Genomic DNA, 17,942 nt, shown 5'->3' on the forward strand with positions numbered 1-17,942 from the left:
ATTTTTATCATTACAAATTTTTATTATTAAATGTAATAATTATTACTATATAATTGCAATTTTTATTTTGATTACAAAAGGAGAATAATTTGAGAAGTTTAAAAATTAAGTTTTCCGTGAAAGGAAGGGATTGATGAAAAAAAGTAGTGTATCATTAAAATTAACTTTATGTGTAGGTGTTTTGATAGTTATTGTATTGGCTGTTGCGAGCACTATAAGTTATTTTGATTCTAAAAATAACACTTTTGAATTACTTGAAGATACTCAGTTAAAAACCGTAGAAGATGTTGCAATGGCATTTGATAATTACGGAAAAAGCAGACGAGTTGCCATGGAGGTTTTGGCTAAAGAAATTGAAAAAGTATTAGATAAAGGCAACGATGAGGAAATCTTTAGTTTGTTAGAATCTTTCAAAGAAGCTTTTGGTTTTGAATTTGTCTTCTTAGGTTTTGAAAATTCAAGAAAAGTTTTTACCTCTGATAGAAAAATATTAGATTCTGAAGCCTTTAATCTTAAAAATATAGCATGGTATAAAGAGGCTAAAGACGCAACTAAAGCGATCGTACGCGGCCCATCTAGATCAGATATTAATGGTAAAGCAGTTTTAACCTACGCAATGCCTATTTATAAAGATGGAAATTTTGTAGGAGCCGTTGGTAGTGATTATAGTTTAGAGCAATTTTCAAAGGATGTTTTAGTCTATGGAAAATCTGCAAGTTCTTATGCTGCAGTTTATGGTCCAGATGGAGATATCTATTTTCATGAATTTCCAGATAGAATTTTAACAAAAAATTCATTAAGTATTAATATTACTAATGTAATTAATTCTAATCCGCAGTATTATCTTAATCCAAAAAATCCAAATGCCTTATTTCAAGTTTATGATGATAAAGGGAAAAAATATGATGTATTATGTAGCGCAACTATCAATCCAAAATTTAGAATTTGTACGATATCTCAAGATGAAGCTTATACAGAACCGGCTAAAATAACTCTTTTAAAACAGATTTGTCTAGGTATTATTTCTACCATTATCGCCCTCATCCTCATTAGAATTCTAATCTCAAGAGGTCTCTCCCCACTCACCACCATCCAAACTGGTCTTAACTCATTCTTTGATTTCATCAATCATAAAACAAAGAATGTCTCTACGATTAATATAAATACTAATGATGAGTTTGGTCAAATCTCAAAAGCTATCAATGAAAACATCCTTGTTACTAAACAAGGTTTAGAACAAGATAACCAAGCTGTAAAAGAATCAGTCTCTACAGTTCAAACAGTAGAAAGAGGAGATTTAACTGCAAGAATTACTGCAAATCCAAGAAATCCTCAACTTGTAGAACTTAAAAACGTTTTAAATAAACTCTTAGATGTTTTACAAACTAAAGTAGGTTCTGATATGAATGCTATTCATAAAATCTTTGAAGAATATAAGAGCTTAGACTTTAGAAATAAATTAGAAAATGCTAGTGGTAGTGTTGAAGTAACTACTAATGCTTTAGGTGAAGAAATCATTAAAATGTTAAAACAAAGTTCTGAATTTGCTAATCACTTAGCAAGTGAAAGTTCTAAATTACAAAATGCTGTTCAAAACCTAACTAGTTCTTCTAATTCTCAAGCAGCTTCTTTAGAAGAAACTGCTGCTGCTTTAGAAGAAATCACTTCTTCTATGCAAAATGTTTCAGTTAAAACTAGTGATGTTATCACTCAATCTGAAGAAATTAAAAACGTTACAGGTATTATTGGAGATATTGCAGATCAAATCAACCTCTTAGCATTAAATGCTGCTATAGAAGCTGCACGTGCAGGAGAACATGGAAGAGGATTTGCTGTTGTTGCTGATGAAGTTAGAAAACTAGCTGAAAGAACTCAAAAATCATTATCTGAAATAGAAGCAAATACAAATTTACTTGTTCAATCTATCAATGATATGGCAGAATCTATTAAAGAACAAACTGCAGGTATTACTCAAATCAATGAGAGTGTAGCTCAAATTGATCAAACTACTAAAGACAATGTAGAAATTGCTAATGAATCAGCTATCATTTCTAATACAGTTAGTGATATAGCTAATAATATATTAGAAGATGTTAAGAAGAAAAGATTTTAAGAGATCTTTAATCACTCAATAACTAGCTTAAGAAAGCTAGTTATTGATCTTATGTTATCATTTTATATATTTTTATTAAGGAAAATATATGGATTTGTGGGATAAGAAAGCTAAAAATTATGTAAGATATGGAAAATTAAACGATATTCAAAAGCAAACTTTTGAAAAAATAAACGAATTAAATATTGATTTTATAAATAAAAATATCGTTGATATAGGTTGTGGCACAGGTGTTTGGACTTTACATTTAGCACAAAAAGCAAAAAGCGTTTTAGGTGTGGATAACTCTAAGGCCATGCTTGAAATTTTGCAAGAAGATGCCTTAAAAAATAATACTAACAACGTTAAAACACTCCATTTAGATTTTGAAAGCTTTTATAAAGAAAATCAAGAAAAATTTGATATAGCGTTTTTGAGTATGTCTCCGGCTTTGCAAAATGAAAATGACTTTAAAGCTTTTTTAAATTTGGCTTCGCAAAGGATATATCTTGGTTGGGCTGATTATAGAAAAAGTGATTTTTTAGATCCTATATTTAAACATTTTAATACCGAATTTAAAGGTTGTTATAAAAAAGATTTAGAAAGTTTTTTGCTAGAAAAAAATATAAATTTTTATAAATTTGTATTTGATGAAGAAAGAGTAGTATATAGAAGTAAAGATGAGGCTATAGAAAATGCCTTATGGCATTTAAGTATGAATAATATTAAGACAAATAGAGAAAAAATAACAAAATTTATCAAATCAGATATTAAGGAAACAATAGTTTCTAAAATTAAACTTTTAGTTTTATGATCATAAAAATCATTTATAAATTTAATTTTAAATAATATTGAAAATCTTAAATATTTCGTTATAATTTCACTTTTTATAATTATTATTTAGGAGAATACATGGAATCTAATTCTATTTTAATGGCGATTTCAGATAAAATTCCATCTGAAGGTTTGCCACTTTTGCAAGATAAGCTTAAAAATGCTTCTGAAGAGAAAATCAATTCTCTCGCTACCTTACCTTTAAAAAATCATATTTTAGGTTTAGTTTTGGGACTATTTTTTGGTTACTTTGGTGTAGATCGTTTTTATAAAGGTGATAAAAATTTGGGTATTGCTAAACTTGCTGTTTTTATTTTAGGTGTTATAGGAAGTTTTTTTGTTATAGGCAGCCTTTTTCTAATTGTGCTATGGGTATGGTGTATAGCAGATTACTTTTTAGTATGGAAAGGAATCAAAAAAGATAATTTTGATAAAATTTTAAAAACATTGGATTAATGTTATTAACAAAACTAATTCTAAATTAGTTTTGTTTTAAATTTTAAGCTTTTTTCTGCCATGAAAGGCACTACATCGCCATATTTTTGCGGTACTTGCCATTCTTGTTTTTCTAAATTTATGATTTTGTCTTTTTCAAATTTAAAATCATAAATTTTACAAGCATTATCTGAAATAAATTTTTGTAAATTTTTTTCATTTGAGTTTTTTTCAAAAAGTTCAGCCAAAACAGGTAAAATAACAGGTGCGCTAAAAACTCCAGCCGCGCAACCGCAACATTCTTTAGTATGTAGTGGGTGTGGCGCACTATCGCTTCCAAACATAGCTTTTTCATATCCGCTAAAAGCAAGTTCGCAAAGCGCGTCTTTATCTTCATAACGCTTAGCGATTGGTTTGCAAAATAAATGCGGATCCATTTTTCCACCCACAACATCATCTAAAGTGATCATTAAATGATGTAAAGTTATAGTGGCGTATAAATTTTCATAATCTTTGAGTAAATCGCATAAAACTTTAGTGGTAATATGCTCCATGACTATTTTTAAATTTGGAAAATTTTGAGCTAATTTTTCATAAATTTTTGCAAAATTTGCTTCTCTGTCCATAACAAAATCATTGGTTTCGCCATGGATTAGCAAAGGTATATTTAACTCACTCATCGCATTTAGAGTGGGTTTTAAATTTTGTATATCAAAGCTTGAAATTCCATTGTCTGAATTTGTAGTAATGCCAGCAGGATAAAGCTTGATGGCAAAAATTTCATCTTTTGCATTTTCTAAAAATTTTTCATCATATTCTTTAAAAAATAAAGTCATCAAAGGGGTAAAATCTTCATTTTTACAAGCTTTCATAATCCTTTGTTTATAGGCTTTTAAAGAATTTATATCTGTGATTGGAGTGATTAAATTTGGCATGATAACGCCAGCTTTAAAATCTTTTGCGCTAAATGGAGCTACTAAATCAAGCATTTTTTCATCACGTAAATGTAAATGCATATCTAAAGGATTTTTTAGCGTCATTGTCTCTCCTTTTTATAAAAAATAATTGCTTAAATTTATCAAAATATACAAAAAAGATAAATTAAATTATATTTCTTCTTTGATATAAATTTGGTATAAACCATTTTTAAGACGCCTAAAAAGCTTTTTTTCTTCCAAAAATTTAAAAGTGGCAATGATGGTAGGTTTGCTAAGATCGAGCTTGCTTTGAATTTCGCTAATTTTTATCATGATAAAGCCATTTTCATCGGCATTTTCGCATAAAAATTTTAAAAGTTCATAGCGTTTTTTTCCAAAAATACCACGCATTAATTTTTCAAAATTCATATTAAACCTACTAAGATAAAAATCCAAGCAAAAAGTGCCAAAATCACACTAAAAAAGACTCCAGCGCTTGCGCAATCTTTGGCGATTTTTGCTTTTTGATGCCATTTATCGGTTATGAGATCTACGCAAGCTTCGATGGCTGAGTTAAAAGATTCTGCAATTAAGATTAAAATTAAAACCGCTATTAAAATGAGATGTTCTATCAAACTCACCTTTAAAAAAAAGCTGATTAAAATAGCAGGGATAATGATGCAAATTTCAATGCGAAAAGCCATCTCATTTTTAAATAAAGCCATGATCCCTTCTAGGGCGTATTTGGCATTATTGAAAATGTGGTATTTTGGTTTCATGGATTTTCCTTAAGTTTAGGATTAAATAAATCATAATTCGATTCATAAACACAAGTTTTTATATCAAAATAACCTAAAAGTGTGCTAAAAAGATTATCTTGAGAAAGCTTTAAATTTTTATGTTTTTTAGCCAAATTCATAAGTTTATTATCGTTACTCCAAAAAATCATAGGAATATGAGTTTGTGTGCTTGGTGCAAAAGCATAAGGCATACCGTGCAAATAAATTCCATCTTTGCCTAAACTTTCTCCATGATCAGAAAGATACAATAAAGAACTTTGAAAACCTTTTTTTTCTTTTAAAAGAGAGATAATACGGCTTAAAATATAATCTGTGTAAAGCAAGGTGTTATCATAAGTATTTACCAAAGCATCTTCACTGCATTTTGATAGATCATTTGTATCACAAGTGGGATTAAATTTTTTAAATTCCTTAGGATAGCGTTTGTAATAAGCTGGGCCATGAGAGCCTTGCAAATGTAAAACAATAATATTTTGAGTGCTTAATTTGTTTAATTTGTTTTTTAATGGATCCAGCAAATCTTCATCATAAGTGCTTGAGAGTTGAATTTTTTGTTTTAATCGATCGCAAACCCCTTTACAACCTCCTGAATTATTATCTATCCAGCTAACATCGACACCGCTTTTATTGAGTATATCGATAACATTTTCTTGATATTCCTTATTTGAAAATTGAATTCGCTTTGAAACTGAAAACATGCAAGGTAAGCTAACAGCGGTTGCTGTTCCGCAAGAAGATACTTGAGTGAAAAACACAACATTGTCTTTTTTGGTATAAAAATTCGTATCATTTTTTGTGTAGCCATCAAGCGAGTAATTTGCCGCCCTTGCTGTTTCCCCCACCACTAAAACTAAAATTTTTTTAGTGTGATTATCATCCTTATAAGCGTCATTTTCTATAGCTTTAAATTGAGGTTTGGTTTGAACAAAGAGAGCATAATAACGATATAGGGCATAAATTTGATAAAAAGGAGTGTTATACATTCTTATTTCATTGTAATTTCTAGCAAAAGGAATAAAGGTTTTGCTAAGTGGAAGGAAAATCGCAAAAACAAAAAACAAGCCTAAAAAAATATTGATAAATTTAGTTTTAAGGTGAGATTTCATTGATTTGTAATCAATTTTGACTTTTATAATATAAATGATAAAAATTAAAGCCAAAATTAGAGTGATTATTAGCTTGAAATTGATCAGATCTTCTACTTCTTTAACATCGGTTTGCATGGCATTTTGAATCATATTTGAATCGATAAGAATTCCATAAAAACTGATAAAATAAACACTTAAAAAAGATGCTAAAATAAAAAAGATTGAAAAAAATTTACTCAAATATTTGATAAAAATCAAAGAAAAAATAGTATGCACAAAACCAAAATATATTAAAATAAAGCTTAGAGTGATGAAAAAATTTTGAGAGCTTTTTTCATAAACAAAATGAAATAAATTAAAATTAAGTGCTACAATCAACAAAGAATTTAAAAGTGTGAATTGAAGCCAAGTGAGTTTAAACATTAAATTTGCCTTATGTATAGATTGTTTATTGTATAAAAGTTTGTTTAATCACCTGTAAAAAATTAATTTTTGTGCTATGATTTTGAAATTATTACTTTATTTAAGGAAGAAAATGAAACTATTGTCATGGAATGTCAATGGCTTAAGAGCAATTTGTGATAAAAATGCACTTGATTGGATAGAAAAAGAAAATATTGATTTTATAGGTTTTCAAGAGATTAAAGCCCATGAAGATAAATTTCCTAAAAGAATTTATGAATTTCCTTTTAAACATATGTATTCTAATTCCGCTAAAAGGGCGGGATATTCTGGTGTTATGAGTCTTTGCAATTTTGATTGTGAAGTAAAAAAATGTGAATTTTTTGATGATGATGAAGGTAGAGTTTTAGAGCATAGATTTAAAAATGTAGTGCTTTTTAATATTTATTTTCCAAATGGACAAAAAGATGAAGAGCGTTTAAATTTTAAAATGAAATTTTATGCGGATTTTTTAGTCTATCTTAAAAAACTTTTAAATGAAGGTAAGGAAGTTATCATTTGTGGCGATGTCAATACGGCTCACCGCGAGATTGATCTAACACACCCTAAGGCAAACGCAAATACTTCAGGTTTTTTGCCTATAGAAAGAGCTTGGATTGATGATTTGTTAAAGCTTGGTTTTTTGGATACTTTTAGAGAAATCAATGGAGATATTAAGGAAAAGTATTCGTGGTGGAGTTATAGAATGAAAGCAAGGGAAAGAAATGTTGGCTGGAGGATTGATTATTTTTTCATTTCTAATAATTTAAAAAGCAAATTGAAAAATGCTTTTATAAGGGATGATATTTTCGGATCAGATCATGCTCCAGTTGGTATAGAAATAGATATTTAATATCCTAAAAATTAGGATATTATTTTTTGATTAAATTTTTGGCTTTTTCCCAAAGTCTGATGCCTAATTTTTTTGCTTTTTTGGAATTTATATCTTTATATTTTTCATTGGCAATATTTTCTAATTCATAAATTTCTTGCTTTAAGCGATAAAGTTTGCTTTGGGTTAGTCTATTAAAATCATTAATTGTTGGATTTTTCTTGATATCATTTAAAACTAAGATCAACTGCTCTCTACTTTCACTTGCAAGGCGTTTGAATTTGGCAAAAAGATTATCAAGTTCGTATTCGAGTAAATTTTCAACTATTTCTTTAGCAGGATTGTTTTGTTTTTTAACCTCTTTTTTTAAAAGTGCGATAAAATCATCCTCTATGCCGATTAATTCTTTACTTTTTAAATTAATATCCTCTTCAAAGGCTGCGTAGTTTAGCGAGGATTTAAATTTTTCCATAGCCAAAGAAATTCCATCTCGTGTGCCTTTGATCGCACCTAAACAAAGATCTTTAGCATAAGCCATCGATTCATTAGCAATTTCAAAAGCTGTATTTAAAATAATGCTTGAAATTTTTAAGATACGTTCTTTCTCAAAATGCGCTTCACAAATGGCATTATAAACAAGATTTTTAGCAATTTCTTTGCTTGTAAGCTCTATATCTTCAGCTTTTTCTAAGGTGGTTAAAAAAGCACTTTCAGCTGTTTCTTTTAAGATCCCAAGCATTTCTATATCAAATAAGATCGCATCATTTAAGCTGCTACAAATTTGATTGTCAAGATGTTCTTGTAAGATATTTTCAAATTCAAAAAAATGATTGCTGATTTGATTTTTTATGGAATTTTTTTGATTTTCAATTTGCTTGTTTAAAATTTCAATCTCATTCATATAATCATAAAGAGTATTTTGAGCGTCTTGAATACTAGCTTTTACTAAAGCTTTAATGATTTTTGTAACATTTTCATCATCAAATAAATCAAGCTTTTTTAAAATATTTAAAAATTCAACCAAAAGAGAATTGAGGATTTTTTGAGTATAATGAGCATTATGCGTGATTTGCTTGTAAGCAAGGTTAAAACTTAGTTCTTCTAGCAAATCTTTGGCTTCTTTTTTGCTAAGATTTGATAGAGAATTTTCAAAAATGATTAAAGTATTTTTCATAAATTTCCTTAAATAACAAATTTTGCTTCAGACTTAAGCTTCTCAAAAATGTCAAGACGATCTTGTTTGCTATCAACATAGACGCTTAATAAAAAGCTTTGATACTTTCCGCTAGAACTTGCATTAGAATGCTTGTATTTAAATTCTCTTTGACCTAGCAATTTTTCAAAAACTTCACCCGCATGCACATGGGTATCAAAAATAACCTTATAATCCCAAAATGTTGGATAGTTAATAATAGGTTCTTTGTTAAGATCGCATAAATTGACCACTTTTGCCTCCTTCTTTATTTTCAAGAACAATTTCGCCTATTTTCATAGTTTTATCAATAGCCTTTACCATATCATAAATGGTTAAAAGTCCTATGCTTACTGCCGTTAAAGCTTCCATTTCAACTCCAGTTTTACCCTCACATTTAACCGTAACGATGAGCTTAAAAGCAAATTCTTTTTCAAATTCAATCACATCTGTTTCAATTTTAGAAAGCATTAAAGGATGACACATAGGAATTAATTCACTTGTTTTTTTCGCTCCCATAATAGCTGCGATGATTGCGGTTTGTAAAACGGGCCCTTTTTTAGCTGTATTATTTTTAATGCTTTCAAAGGCTTCTTGAGACATATTTATTATCCCACTTGCTTTAGCAAGTCTTTGAGTAATATTTTTTGAGCTTACATCTACCATTTTTGGACGATTTTTATCATCTAAATGAGTTAAATTCATAAATAAACCTTTTAAAAAATTCAAAAAATTATATCAAAAGCAAACAAATTTAAGTTAAAATAATTTTATAATTTTAATTTTAGGAGAAAATCATGGAAAACGAAGAAGAAAATTTAGATTATGATGCTTATGAAGAAGATGGAGAATATGCACCCACTAATCATCGATCTTATAATTACGATGATGATGATTATGTTTATGATGATGAATCAGATGACGATGAATTTTATGAAATGGATTAAAATTCATCCTCTTAATAATATCCAACACACATACTATCAGTAATTTTTATACGTTTTTCAAAAGGGGCTGGACTAAAAAAATGGCATTTTTCTATATAGATATGCTGATGATAATCAAGCCCTAAAAAATCATAAAATTTTTTCAAATTGACAAATTTAACCCCTTGTACTTCTTTAAGTTCCAAAAGTTTATAAATAGAAGAATCATTCTTTTTTACTAAATGCGAAGGAGCAAGGGTAGTGAAAGAACAAAAAGCACTAGCTAAGACAAAGCCATTTAAATTTGTACATAGTTTTAATTTATCTTGATATTTTTTAAGGATGGAATTTTTATGTAAAAAAACAACACGTGTTCCTTGATATCTACCTATTTCTACATTTTTCCAAAATTTATAAGCATTTTTAGAAATGCCGACTAGGCGATGAAATTCGGCATTTAAAACATAATGGTCTAGAAATTCATTAGGAGGTAAAATAATACTTTTCATTAATTAAAAATAAAAAAAGTAAATTTATTTTTTTTCTTTTTCTATTTCTTCTCTAATTTGTTTTGGAAGCTTTGAAATAAAATTATCTAAATTAAATTTTACACCTTGAGTTTTAGCTTCTTCGATTAAAGCAATAGATGCTTTTACATTAAAAACAGAAAAACTTCTATGTGGCATAAATAAATGATCAAGTACTGCTAAAGCATAAGCTGACTTTTTAACTTCATTGCGTGCTGCATGAGGGGATCTTATGAAACAAATTGTCTCTGTTAATATATCATCAAAATTCCAGCGATAAAGTAAAAAGCCCAAAAAAGAAATGTGATCAACTCCCAAAAATTCATTTTCTACTAAAGAAAGATCTCTAAAATCTATTTTTTTTAAATGTTCTAAAAATTCAGCATCTTTATTGTTTTGAATCAAAAAATTAGAAAAAATAACAATACCAAGTCTTAATATCAAAGCACAAGGAACTAAAAAGTGAGATAGTTTTTTATCTTCATCATTAAGCCAATCTGTAATAAAAGCAGTTTCTTCGCTGCATTGATTTATAAAATCTTTTGTATTTAAGCCATAAGGAGCAACGTCTATTTTAAAATTGTCCCTAATAGAATCTGCCATAATTGTATTGATAATATTTCCTATACCAAGTAATGATACAACTTGATTTAAGGAAGTAATTTCTCTTGAAAAGCCATAAAAAGGAGAATTAGCTAAACGTAAAAGTTTAGTGGTCATTAAAGGGTCGCTTGAAATAATATCAGCAACTCTACTGATTTCTAGATTAGTTCTTGATTCTTCAATATATTTTCTTAATTTACTGATGGTGTCAGGTAAAGAAGGCAAAACTTCAACACTTTGTAATAAAATTTCATTCATATCTGATGCCATAGATTTTCCTTGACTAAACTAAATTACAAAATTTTTCATTAAAAATATATTATAGCTAAATTTTAATTTACTTAGTATATAAATTTTTATAATTTTTATCATTAATAAAATTTTACTACAATTAAATAAGTTAAAAATCATCATTATAAATTTCAAATTTTTAAGAATAATAAAAATATAGAGGTTGGTTTAATGTTTCGCAACTTTTTTAAAAAAAATGAAAAAAAATCAGTTAAAGTAAAACCTTTAGAAACTCTTTATTTTTTAGAGGATGAAATTGAGAATGTTTTAAGTCATTTAAAATTTGAAACCAAGTTAGCCATAGGCTTTGCTTCCTATCAGCTCGATTTAAAAAATATAGCAACAAAGATAAAAAATTATTTGCCTCAAGAATGCGAATTGATTTTGATTTCCGCCTCTGATTTGCTATGCAACATCGATCAAAATAAACAAATTGTTGATAATCCTTATTTGCATAATGTTCAAGGTATTGCTTTGATTCTTTTTGGCAATGAAATGATAGAGAATTTATATATCCATAAAATCAATCTTTTTGATAACATAGAGGATCGTCAAGATAGAAGAGTTTATATAGAAAAGGAAATTGCATCAATGCATGTACCTTTTAAGGCACATTGTAGCAATACTTTGCATTATCTAATTCACAACGGGGTGAGTGGAAGTGAAAGCATGGTGATAGAAATGCTTTATAAATACGCTCAATATCCTTGCCCTCTTTTAGGGGCTGGTGCAAGTGGAGATTTGGATAATCTTCAGGGAACTTGTATTGTTTATAATTATGAAATGTTAGAGCATCATGCGATCAGTATGCATATTCAATTTAAGCCAAAATATCGTTTTGATTTTATGAAATCTCAAAATTTTTCTGAAACTCATGATAAAAATACAACATTTACGGTTTTAAATACCGATCCTAAGAATAGACTGGTGTATGAATTTTTAGATACAAAAACTTTTCAGTCTATAAATGCAATTGAAGCTTTGTGTAAACATTTTTCTTGTGATTTTGAAGGTTTAAAGCTTAAAGCTTCAGATTATACCTTGGGTATTAAAATTAGCAATGATTATTTTATTTCTCCTATGAAAATTGTTTCTGATAAAGTTTTGCTTAGCTATGGTGAAATAACTAATGGTCAAGAAATTGTTTTATTAAAAAGAACTGATTTTATTAAAGATCTTGAAAAAGATTATGAAAAATTTATCCAAAATAAACCCGATATAAAACCTATGGCAGCGATTTTTAATGATTGTATTTTAAGGAGATTTCAAAATAGTAAATTTATAAAAGATATCAAATTAAACCAATTTCCTATTGTAGGTTTTTCTTGTTTTGGAGAAGTTTATGGGGTAGGAATTTTTAAAAGCTTAGTGGCGATTTTTTTCTATGAAGTGGATGAGAAAACCGAATTTAATCCAGTTTATATGCAAACTTTTGTAAATAAATATAGCGATTTTAAATATTACTATCTTAGTCTTAAAGTGCAAAAACTTGAGATTATCAATAAAGTAAATAAGCTTGTTTTGGATAGATTGAAAAATACTACTGTTAGCATAGATAATAATTCCAATATCTTTAGAGAAACTTTCAAAGATTTTCAAAGCATTAAAGAAAGTCTTTTGACTATTGATGAAAATTTCATTAATTTTATTCATTATTTAGAATACAACTTGTATCAAAGTGAAGAAAAAATGAATTTGGAAAAAGAAATTCAATCTTCTTTTAAAAATATTGATCAGCTTAATAAAATGCTTAACCTAATTTCTGGTATTGTTGAGCAAACCAGTCTTTTATCTTTAAATGCAGGAATAGAAGCTGCAAGAGCTGGAAAATTAGGTCGAGGGTTTGCTGTTGTTGCGGATGAGGTAAGAAAACTTTCTGATAATACTCAAGAAAGTTTGATAGAAATGGAAGCAGCCATAAAATTGGTAATTCAAACCATACAATCTATTGCTAAAAGCTCTAATTCTAGCACTCAAGAAATGAATTTCATCAGAGATAAATCAAATGAATTTTCAAAAACTATTTCTGATCTTATCAGTTTAGGAAAAGAAATTTCAGACAAGCTAGAACAAAAAAGTGATACAAGCGGTTACTTGGATGAAAATTTAAATGAATTAAAACTTTATGAAAATGTTCTGGTAAAATTAAACTTAGAGGGGGGGGGGTAATCCAAGAAAATAATCTTGGATTAAAGCGCTTTTTTGACAGCCTCTACAATTCTTGAAAATGCAGCAGCATCATTCATTGCTAAGTCTGCTAAAATTTTTCTATCAAGCTCAATGCCTGCCTTTTTAAGTCCATTAATAAATCTTGAATAGCTTAAATCATTTAATCTACAAGCAGCATTGATACGCACGATCCAAAGACGGCGAAAATCTCTTTTTTTACGACGTCTATCACGATAAGCATAGACGAGACTTCTTTCTAATTGTTCTTTTGCTTTTCTAAAATGTTTGCGACGTCCGCTATAAAAACCACGCGCTAATTTTAAAACTTTTTTGTGTCTGCGACGTCTTACAACACCTGTTTTTACTCTTGCCATTTTTATTTCCTTTCATAAAGTGGCGTCCAAATTTTGGAGCTTGCCCTTAACTTTCTTTGTTTAAGGGGAGTTTGAATGACTTCGGTCAAAAACTTAAATCCCTAACATCTTTTCTACAGCTTTTACATTTGTGCTATGAACGTATTTAGCTGTACGAAGATCACGCATTCTTTTAGCAGGTTTTTTAGTCAAAATATGGCTTCTAAATGCTGAACCTCTTTTGATTTTGTTTTTACCTACCTTAAAGCGTTTAACAGCGCTTTTAACGCTTTTCATCTTTGGCATACGCTTTCCTTTCGGATAAAATTTATTTTTCCAAAAAATTTAGAAAAGCTAAATGATAATAAATTTTTACTGATTTTTGACTGAATTTTTATCCTTTTATAAACTTGGCACACCTTTTGCTTGTAAAAAATTAGCAATATTTTTGGAAAGATTAAACAATGACAATAAATTCGGCAAATCCTTATCAAAATTTGGCTTTGTCTAATCCTTTAAATAACAATTCTGCTTTGAATTTGATCAAGGATAGAGAAATTTCAAATTTGAAAGAGGATCATCATTTAGAACAATTAAATTACATTTTTAACAATGTAAGCTATGCGAGTGAGTTTGGTTTTAGAACTAATGAAGAAGGCTTTTTTGATAAAGATCTAAATAAAATAGCCAATATTCCAGAATCTTATAATATTCATATTAAAAGTGTTAGGAATATAGCAAAAGAATTAACAAAACAGGATGAAAATTTTAACTATAATAAAATAGATCTACCTTATCTTTTAAATAGTTATTATAATTCTTTAAAAGCGATTAATAATGAATTTATGCAAGATGATAATGCTAATTTAAGTCGTAGCAATATTTCAAAGCTTTCAGCGGGTTTTTCTACAGAAAATGGAGAGTTTTTAGGTAAAATCACAAGAATTTATGATAACCAAGAAGAGCTAAATTCTGCACTAGATAAAAATACTCATCTTAATACTTTAATGCTTGATAATAAAGTTATAAGTTTTCATTTTGATAAAACTTTAAATAATACTTCTTCTAATGAAATTTTAAAACCTTATTTAACAAAAAATTCAGAAGTTTCAAAATCGGGGCTTTTGATGAATTTTATTTATCAAGATATTAAGACTCAAAATGAGAATGAATTTAATTTTTTTATGAAACCGGTTAATTTAGATATCAGCTCTCGCCAGAATTTGCAAAAACTTCTTGATGGAAAAATGGATATTGAAGATTATATTAAAAAAAATAATGAAGAAAAAATGAGTTTCGATTTGTATCTTTACGTCAATGGAGTCAATAAAAAAACCATTTCTAAAGATAAACTTTCTGTGTTTTTTCAACAATATATTAATTATCAAAAAGATATGGATTTGAAAGAATTTGCTAATTCAAGTTCAATTTTTCAAATTTATACTGATCAAATAAAAAATGATTTTAATGATTTAAAAGAAGAATATAAAAAACAAAGTCAGGATGTTTCTAGGATAGATAAAGCAAATACGATGCGTTCTAGTTCTATAGATCATTTTTTAGATCGTCGCCAAAAACAAGCGAATTTAAATAAAATACTTAATTCTTATATGTCTGTTATGATGTAATATAAGTAAAAAATAATGTGAATTTAAGTATTTAAAAATTATAATCTAAATTTTAAATAATAATTTAAAATTTAGAATTAACAGTAAATGAAAGTTTAAATTATGATTTCTAACCAAAAAATTATTTCTATGAATAACGATCTTTTAGATTCTCAACATCAAGATCTTTTTGAAATTTCTATCAAACTTTCTTTAATGAATCATCGACATATTAATTCTAAAGAATTAAAAGAAGTTTTAAAAGAATTACTTGTTATGCTGAATCGACATTTTTTAGATGAAGAAGCTTTTATGAGAGAAATTCATTATCCCTTCATGAAAGAGCATATGAAAATCCACCGTAATATTATTTTTGAAATTGAAGAAATAATAGTAAGCGAAGCAAGATCAATCCATATTTTAACCGAAAAATTGGATTATGTGGTAAAAGATTTCATCATAAATCATACTTCAAAAGAAGATTATAAAATAGTAAAATATTATGAAAAAAAATTTAAAATTTAATTTAATATTTTTTTATTTTTCTTAATTTATAATTTAATTTTAGTATTTAAACTAAAATTAATAAATTTCTGTTATTATCCATTTTAATTAACAAGATAAAAAATATCCTAAATTAAAAATGGATATAATTTTATAAGGATGAAAAGTGAAAGTTTATTTAGATAATAATGCAACAACAATGATTGACCCTAATGCTTATGAGCTTATGTTGCCATTTTTCAAAGATATGTATGGCAATCCAAATAGTCTCCATCAGTGGGGAAGCACAACCCATCCAGCTTTAAGAGAAGCTTTGGATAAGCTTTATGTGGGACTTGGAGCAAATGATTTAGATGATATAGTGATCACATCTTGTGCGACTGAAAGTATTAATTGGGTTTTAAAAGGTGTGTATTTTGATCATATTTTAAATAAAGAACGCAATGAAGTGATTATTTCTAGTGTGGAACATCCTGCAGTAAGCGCAGCAGCGTATTTTTTAAAAAGTCTTGGTGTTAAAGTTATAGAACTTCCAGTAAATGAAGAAGGCGTTTCAACTGTAGAAGATTTACGTAAAGTAATTTCTGATAAAACCGCACTCGTTAGCGTTATGTGGGCCAACAATGAAACCGGTATGATTTTTGATATTAAAGCTATGGCTGAACTTGCCCATGAATTTGGAGCACTTTTTCATACAGATGCAACACAAGCAGTGGGTAAAATCAAAGTTAATTTAAGCAATGTAGGCGTTGATTTTGCATCTTTTTCAGCCCATAAATTCCATGGACCAAAAGGCGTTGGAGGATTGTTTATCAAAAAAGGACTTAAACTTACTCCATTATTACATGGCGGAGAGCATATGGGTGGTAGAAGAAGTGGGACTTTAAATGTGCCTTACATAGTAGCTATGGGAGAAGCTTTGCGTATAGCTAATACTATGCTTGATTTTGAAGATTCTCATATACGCCGTTTAAGAGATAAGCTAGAAGATAAAATTTTAGCTTTACCTGATACAACGGTGGTTGGTAAAAGAGAACATAGAGTTCCAAATACTATTTTAGCAAGTATCAAAGGCGTTGAAGGCGAAGCTATGCTTTGGGATTTAAATAAAAATGGTATAGCGGCAAGTACAGGATCAGCCTGTGCTAGTGAAGCACTTGAGAGTAATCCTATTATGGAGGCAATCGGTGCAGAGCATGATTTAGCACATACGGCTTTAAGACTTTCTTTATCGAGATTTAACACAGAAGAAGAAATTAATTATGCTGCAGAACAAATAAAAAATGCAACGCAAAGATTAAGAAAAATTTCTTGCACTTACGCTTATAATCCAAATAATTATAAATAAAAGGATAAAAAATGGGAAAAAATAGTTTAATTGGAGGATCAATTTGGGATGAGTATTCCCAAAAAGTTCAAGATAGAATGAATAACCCTCAACATATGGGAGAATTTAGCGAAGAAGATGCTAAAAATCGCAATGCAAAGCTTATTGTGGCTGATTTTGGAGCAGAAAGTTGCGGGGATGCGGTAAGGCTTTTTTGGTTGGTTGATGAAAAAACAGATAAAATTATTGATGCCAAATTTAAAAGTTTTGGCTGTGGCACTGCTATAGCAAGTAGTGATACTATGGTGGATCTTTGCATAGGAAAAACTGTAGATGAAGCAGTAAAAATTACAAATTTGGATGTAGAATTTGCTATGCGTGACAATCCAGAAACTCCAGCAGTTCCACCTCAAAAAATGCATTGTTCGGTTATGGCTTATGATGTTATTAAACAAGCCGCGGCTCATTATAAAGGAATTAACCCTGAGGATTTTGAAGATCAAATTATAGTGTGTGAATGTGCTAGGGTAAGCCTTGGAACCATTAAGGATGTTATTAGACTTAATGATTTGCATACAGTTGAAGAAATCACTCAATACACTAAAGCAGGTGCCTTTTGCAAATCTTGTGTTAAACCAGGTGGGCATGAAAAAAGGGATCATTATCTTGTAGATATTTTAGCCGAAACAAGAGCTGAAATGGATAGAGAAAAGTTAAAAAATGCTACAAAAAATGACGTTGCTTTTGATGAAATGACTTTAGTAGGTCAGCTAAAAGCGGTAGAAAGCGTTTTGGATACTGAAATTCGCCCTATGCTTCATAATGATGGAGGCGATTTAGAGGTGATTGATATACAAAAGGCTGAAGGTGGTGCTATCGATGTTTATATTCGCTATTTAGGTGCCTGTAGTGGTTGTTCTAGCGGAAGTGGTGCTACTTTATACGCTATTGAAAATATTTTACAAGAAGAATTAAGCCCAAATATTCGCGTTATGCCAGTATAA

General features: G+C 28.7%; 21 protein-coding genes. 10 read left to right on the forward strand and 11 right to left on the reverse strand.

The features are described from left to right. The first annotated feature begins 133 nt into the window (after nucleotides 1-133). From CQA75_RS06030 to CQA75_RS06040, 3 genes are all read left to right on the forward strand, one after another. Nucleotides 134-2,113 (forward strand): methyl-accepting chemotaxis protein, encoded by a 1,980-nt coding sequence (locus CQA75_RS06030; RefSeq protein WP_137624124.1) that lies wholly within the window; start codon nucleotides 134-136, stop codon nucleotides 2,111-2,113. Between the two features lie 88 nt (nucleotides 2,114-2,201). Next, a complete protein-coding gene (locus CQA75_RS06035; protein WP_137624125.1) occupies nucleotides 2,202-2,906 on the forward strand; it encodes a class I SAM-dependent methyltransferase in 705 nt (234 codons plus the stop codon). A gap of 98 nt (nucleotides 2,907-3,004) precedes the next feature. Continuing rightward, entirely contained in the window at nucleotides 3,005-3,382 is a 378-nt protein-coding gene (locus tag CQA75_RS06040; RefSeq protein WP_137622809.1) for a TM2 domain-containing protein, read from the forward strand. A gap of 20 nt (nucleotides 3,383-3,402) precedes the next feature. Here the strand turns inward: CQA75_RS06040 and pyrC are convergent, their stop codons facing one another. The 4 genes from pyrC to CQA75_RS06060 form a co-directional block, all read right to left on the reverse strand. Further along, nucleotides 3,403-4,401, reverse strand: coding sequence for a dihydroorotase (gene pyrC, locus CQA75_RS06045; RefSeq protein ID WP_137624126.1), 999 nt, complete (start codon nucleotides 4,399-4,401; stop codon nucleotides 3,403-3,405). 66 nt (nucleotides 4,402-4,467) lie between these two features. Beyond that, nucleotides 4,468-4,707: a replication/maintenance protein RepL gene (locus tag CQA75_RS06050; RefSeq protein ID WP_137624127.1), complete on the reverse strand. Its 240-nt coding sequence runs from the start codon at nucleotides 4,705-4,707 to the stop codon at nucleotides 4,468-4,470. Next, nucleotides 4,704-5,057, reverse strand: a complete 354-nt coding sequence (locus CQA75_RS06055; protein WP_137624128.1) for a diacylglycerol kinase — start codon at nucleotides 5,055-5,057, stop codon at nucleotides 4,704-4,706. Before CQA75_RS06055 ends, CQA75_RS06050 begins: the two co-directional genes overlap by 4 nt. Then, a complete protein-coding gene (locus CQA75_RS06060; protein ID WP_137624129.1) occupies nucleotides 5,054-6,589 on the reverse strand; it encodes a phosphoethanolamine transferase in 1,536 nt (511 codons plus the stop codon). Before CQA75_RS06060 ends, CQA75_RS06055 begins: the two co-directional genes overlap by 4 nt. A 112-nt stretch (nucleotides 6,590-6,701) precedes the next feature. Here CQA75_RS06060 and CQA75_RS06065 point away from each other — a divergent pair, with 112 nt between their 5' ends. Beyond that, nucleotides 6,702-7,460 carry an exodeoxyribonuclease III gene (locus CQA75_RS06065; RefSeq protein ID WP_137624130.1) on the forward strand — a complete coding sequence of 253 codons (759 nt, stop codon included), beginning with the start codon at nucleotides 6,702-6,704 and terminating at the stop codon, nucleotides 7,458-7,460. A gap of 19 nt (nucleotides 7,461-7,479) precedes the next feature. Here the strand turns inward: CQA75_RS06065 and CQA75_RS06070 are convergent, their stop codons facing one another. From CQA75_RS06070 to moaC, 3 genes are read right to left on the reverse strand one after another with little or no spacing between them, the layout of a single operon-like run. Continuing rightward, complete coding sequence (locus tag CQA75_RS06070) at nucleotides 7,480-8,613, reverse strand: hypothetical protein (protein ID WP_137624131.1); 1,134 nt, start codon at nucleotides 8,611-8,613, stop codon at nucleotides 7,480-7,482. Nucleotides 8,614-8,621: 8 nt separating this feature from the next. Further along, nucleotides 8,622-8,885, reverse strand: coding sequence for an HP0495 family protein (locus CQA75_RS06075; protein WP_137624132.1), 264 nt, complete (start codon nucleotides 8,883-8,885; stop codon nucleotides 8,622-8,624). Next, the gene (gene moaC / locus CQA75_RS06080; protein WP_137624133.1) at nucleotides 8,863-9,336 is read right to left on the reverse strand and encodes a cyclic pyranopterin monophosphate synthase MoaC; all 474 of its coding nucleotides are present in this window, start codon (nucleotides 9,334-9,336) and stop codon (nucleotides 8,863-8,865) included. The genes CQA75_RS06075 and moaC overlap by 23 nt, the downstream gene beginning before the upstream one ends. 92 nt (nucleotides 9,337-9,428) lie before the next feature. Here moaC and CQA75_RS06085 point away from each other — a divergent pair, with 92 nt between their 5' ends. Further along, nucleotides 9,429-9,578, forward strand: coding sequence for a highly acidic protein (locus tag CQA75_RS06085; RefSeq protein WP_246023769.1), 150 nt, complete (start codon nucleotides 9,429-9,431; stop codon nucleotides 9,576-9,578). A gap of 11 nt (nucleotides 9,579-9,589) precedes the next feature. Here the strand turns inward: CQA75_RS06085 and cheQ are convergent, their stop codons facing one another. Both cheQ and CQA75_RS06095 read right to left on the reverse strand, forming a co-directional pair. Continuing rightward, the gene (cheQ, locus tag CQA75_RS06090; RefSeq protein WP_137624135.1) at nucleotides 9,590-10,066 is read right to left on the reverse strand and encodes a cheVAW transcriptional regulator CheQ; all 477 of its coding nucleotides are present in this window, start codon (nucleotides 10,064-10,066) and stop codon (nucleotides 9,590-9,592) included. 24 nt (nucleotides 10,067-10,090) lie between these two features. Continuing rightward, entirely contained in the window at nucleotides 10,091-10,957 is an 867-nt protein-coding gene (locus tag CQA75_RS06095) for an HDOD domain-containing protein (protein WP_137624136.1), read from the reverse strand. 192 nt (nucleotides 10,958-11,149) lie between these two features. On the opposite strand from CQA75_RS06095, the gene CQA75_RS06100 reads away from it, so the two are divergent. After that, entirely contained in the window at nucleotides 11,150-13,147 is a 1,998-nt protein-coding gene (locus CQA75_RS06100) for a methyl-accepting chemotaxis protein (protein WP_137624137.1), read from the forward strand. A 20-nt stretch (nucleotides 13,148-13,167) separates the two neighbouring features. On the opposite strand, the gene rplT is transcribed toward CQA75_RS06100, so the two are convergent. Beyond that, entirely contained in the window at nucleotides 13,168-13,521 is a 354-nt protein-coding gene (rplT, locus tag CQA75_RS06105; protein ID WP_137624138.1) for a 50S ribosomal protein L20, read from the reverse strand. A gap of 93 nt (nucleotides 13,522-13,614) precedes the next feature. After that, entirely contained in the window at nucleotides 13,615-13,806 is a 192-nt protein-coding gene (gene rpmI / locus CQA75_RS06110; RefSeq protein WP_002777995.1) for a 50S ribosomal protein L35, read from the reverse strand. Between the two features lie 158 nt (nucleotides 13,807-13,964). Between rpmI and CQA75_RS06115 the strand changes: the two genes are divergently transcribed. The 4 genes from CQA75_RS06115 (at nucleotide 13,965) to CQA75_RS06130 (ending at nucleotide 17,942) form a co-directional block, all read left to right on the forward strand. Then, nucleotides 13,965-15,128, forward strand: coding sequence for a hypothetical protein (locus CQA75_RS06115; RefSeq protein ID WP_137624139.1), 1,164 nt, complete (start codon nucleotides 13,965-13,967; stop codon nucleotides 15,126-15,128). 102 nt (nucleotides 15,129-15,230) lie between these two features. Beyond that, the gene (locus CQA75_RS06120; protein ID WP_137624140.1) at nucleotides 15,231-15,632 is read left to right on the forward strand and encodes a hemerythrin domain-containing protein; all 402 of its coding nucleotides are present in this window, start codon (nucleotides 15,231-15,233) and stop codon (nucleotides 15,630-15,632) included. Nucleotides 15,633-15,777: 145 nt separating this feature from the next. Continuing rightward, nucleotides 15,778-16,959 carry a NifS family cysteine desulfurase gene (locus CQA75_RS06125; protein WP_137624141.1) on the forward strand — a complete coding sequence of 394 codons (1,182 nt, stop codon included), beginning with the start codon at nucleotides 15,778-15,780 and terminating at the stop codon, nucleotides 16,957-16,959. A gap of 11 nt (nucleotides 16,960-16,970) precedes the next feature. Next, nucleotides 16,971-17,942: an iron-sulfur cluster assembly scaffold protein gene (locus tag CQA75_RS06130; RefSeq protein ID WP_137622793.1), complete on the forward strand. Its 972-nt coding sequence runs from the start codon at nucleotides 16,971-16,973 to the stop codon at nucleotides 17,940-17,942.

It is taken from the genome of Campylobacter taeniopygiae (assembly GCF_005406225.1).
GTDB lineage: Bacteria > Campylobacterota > Campylobacteria > Campylobacterales > Campylobacteraceae > Campylobacter_D > Campylobacter_D taeniopygiae.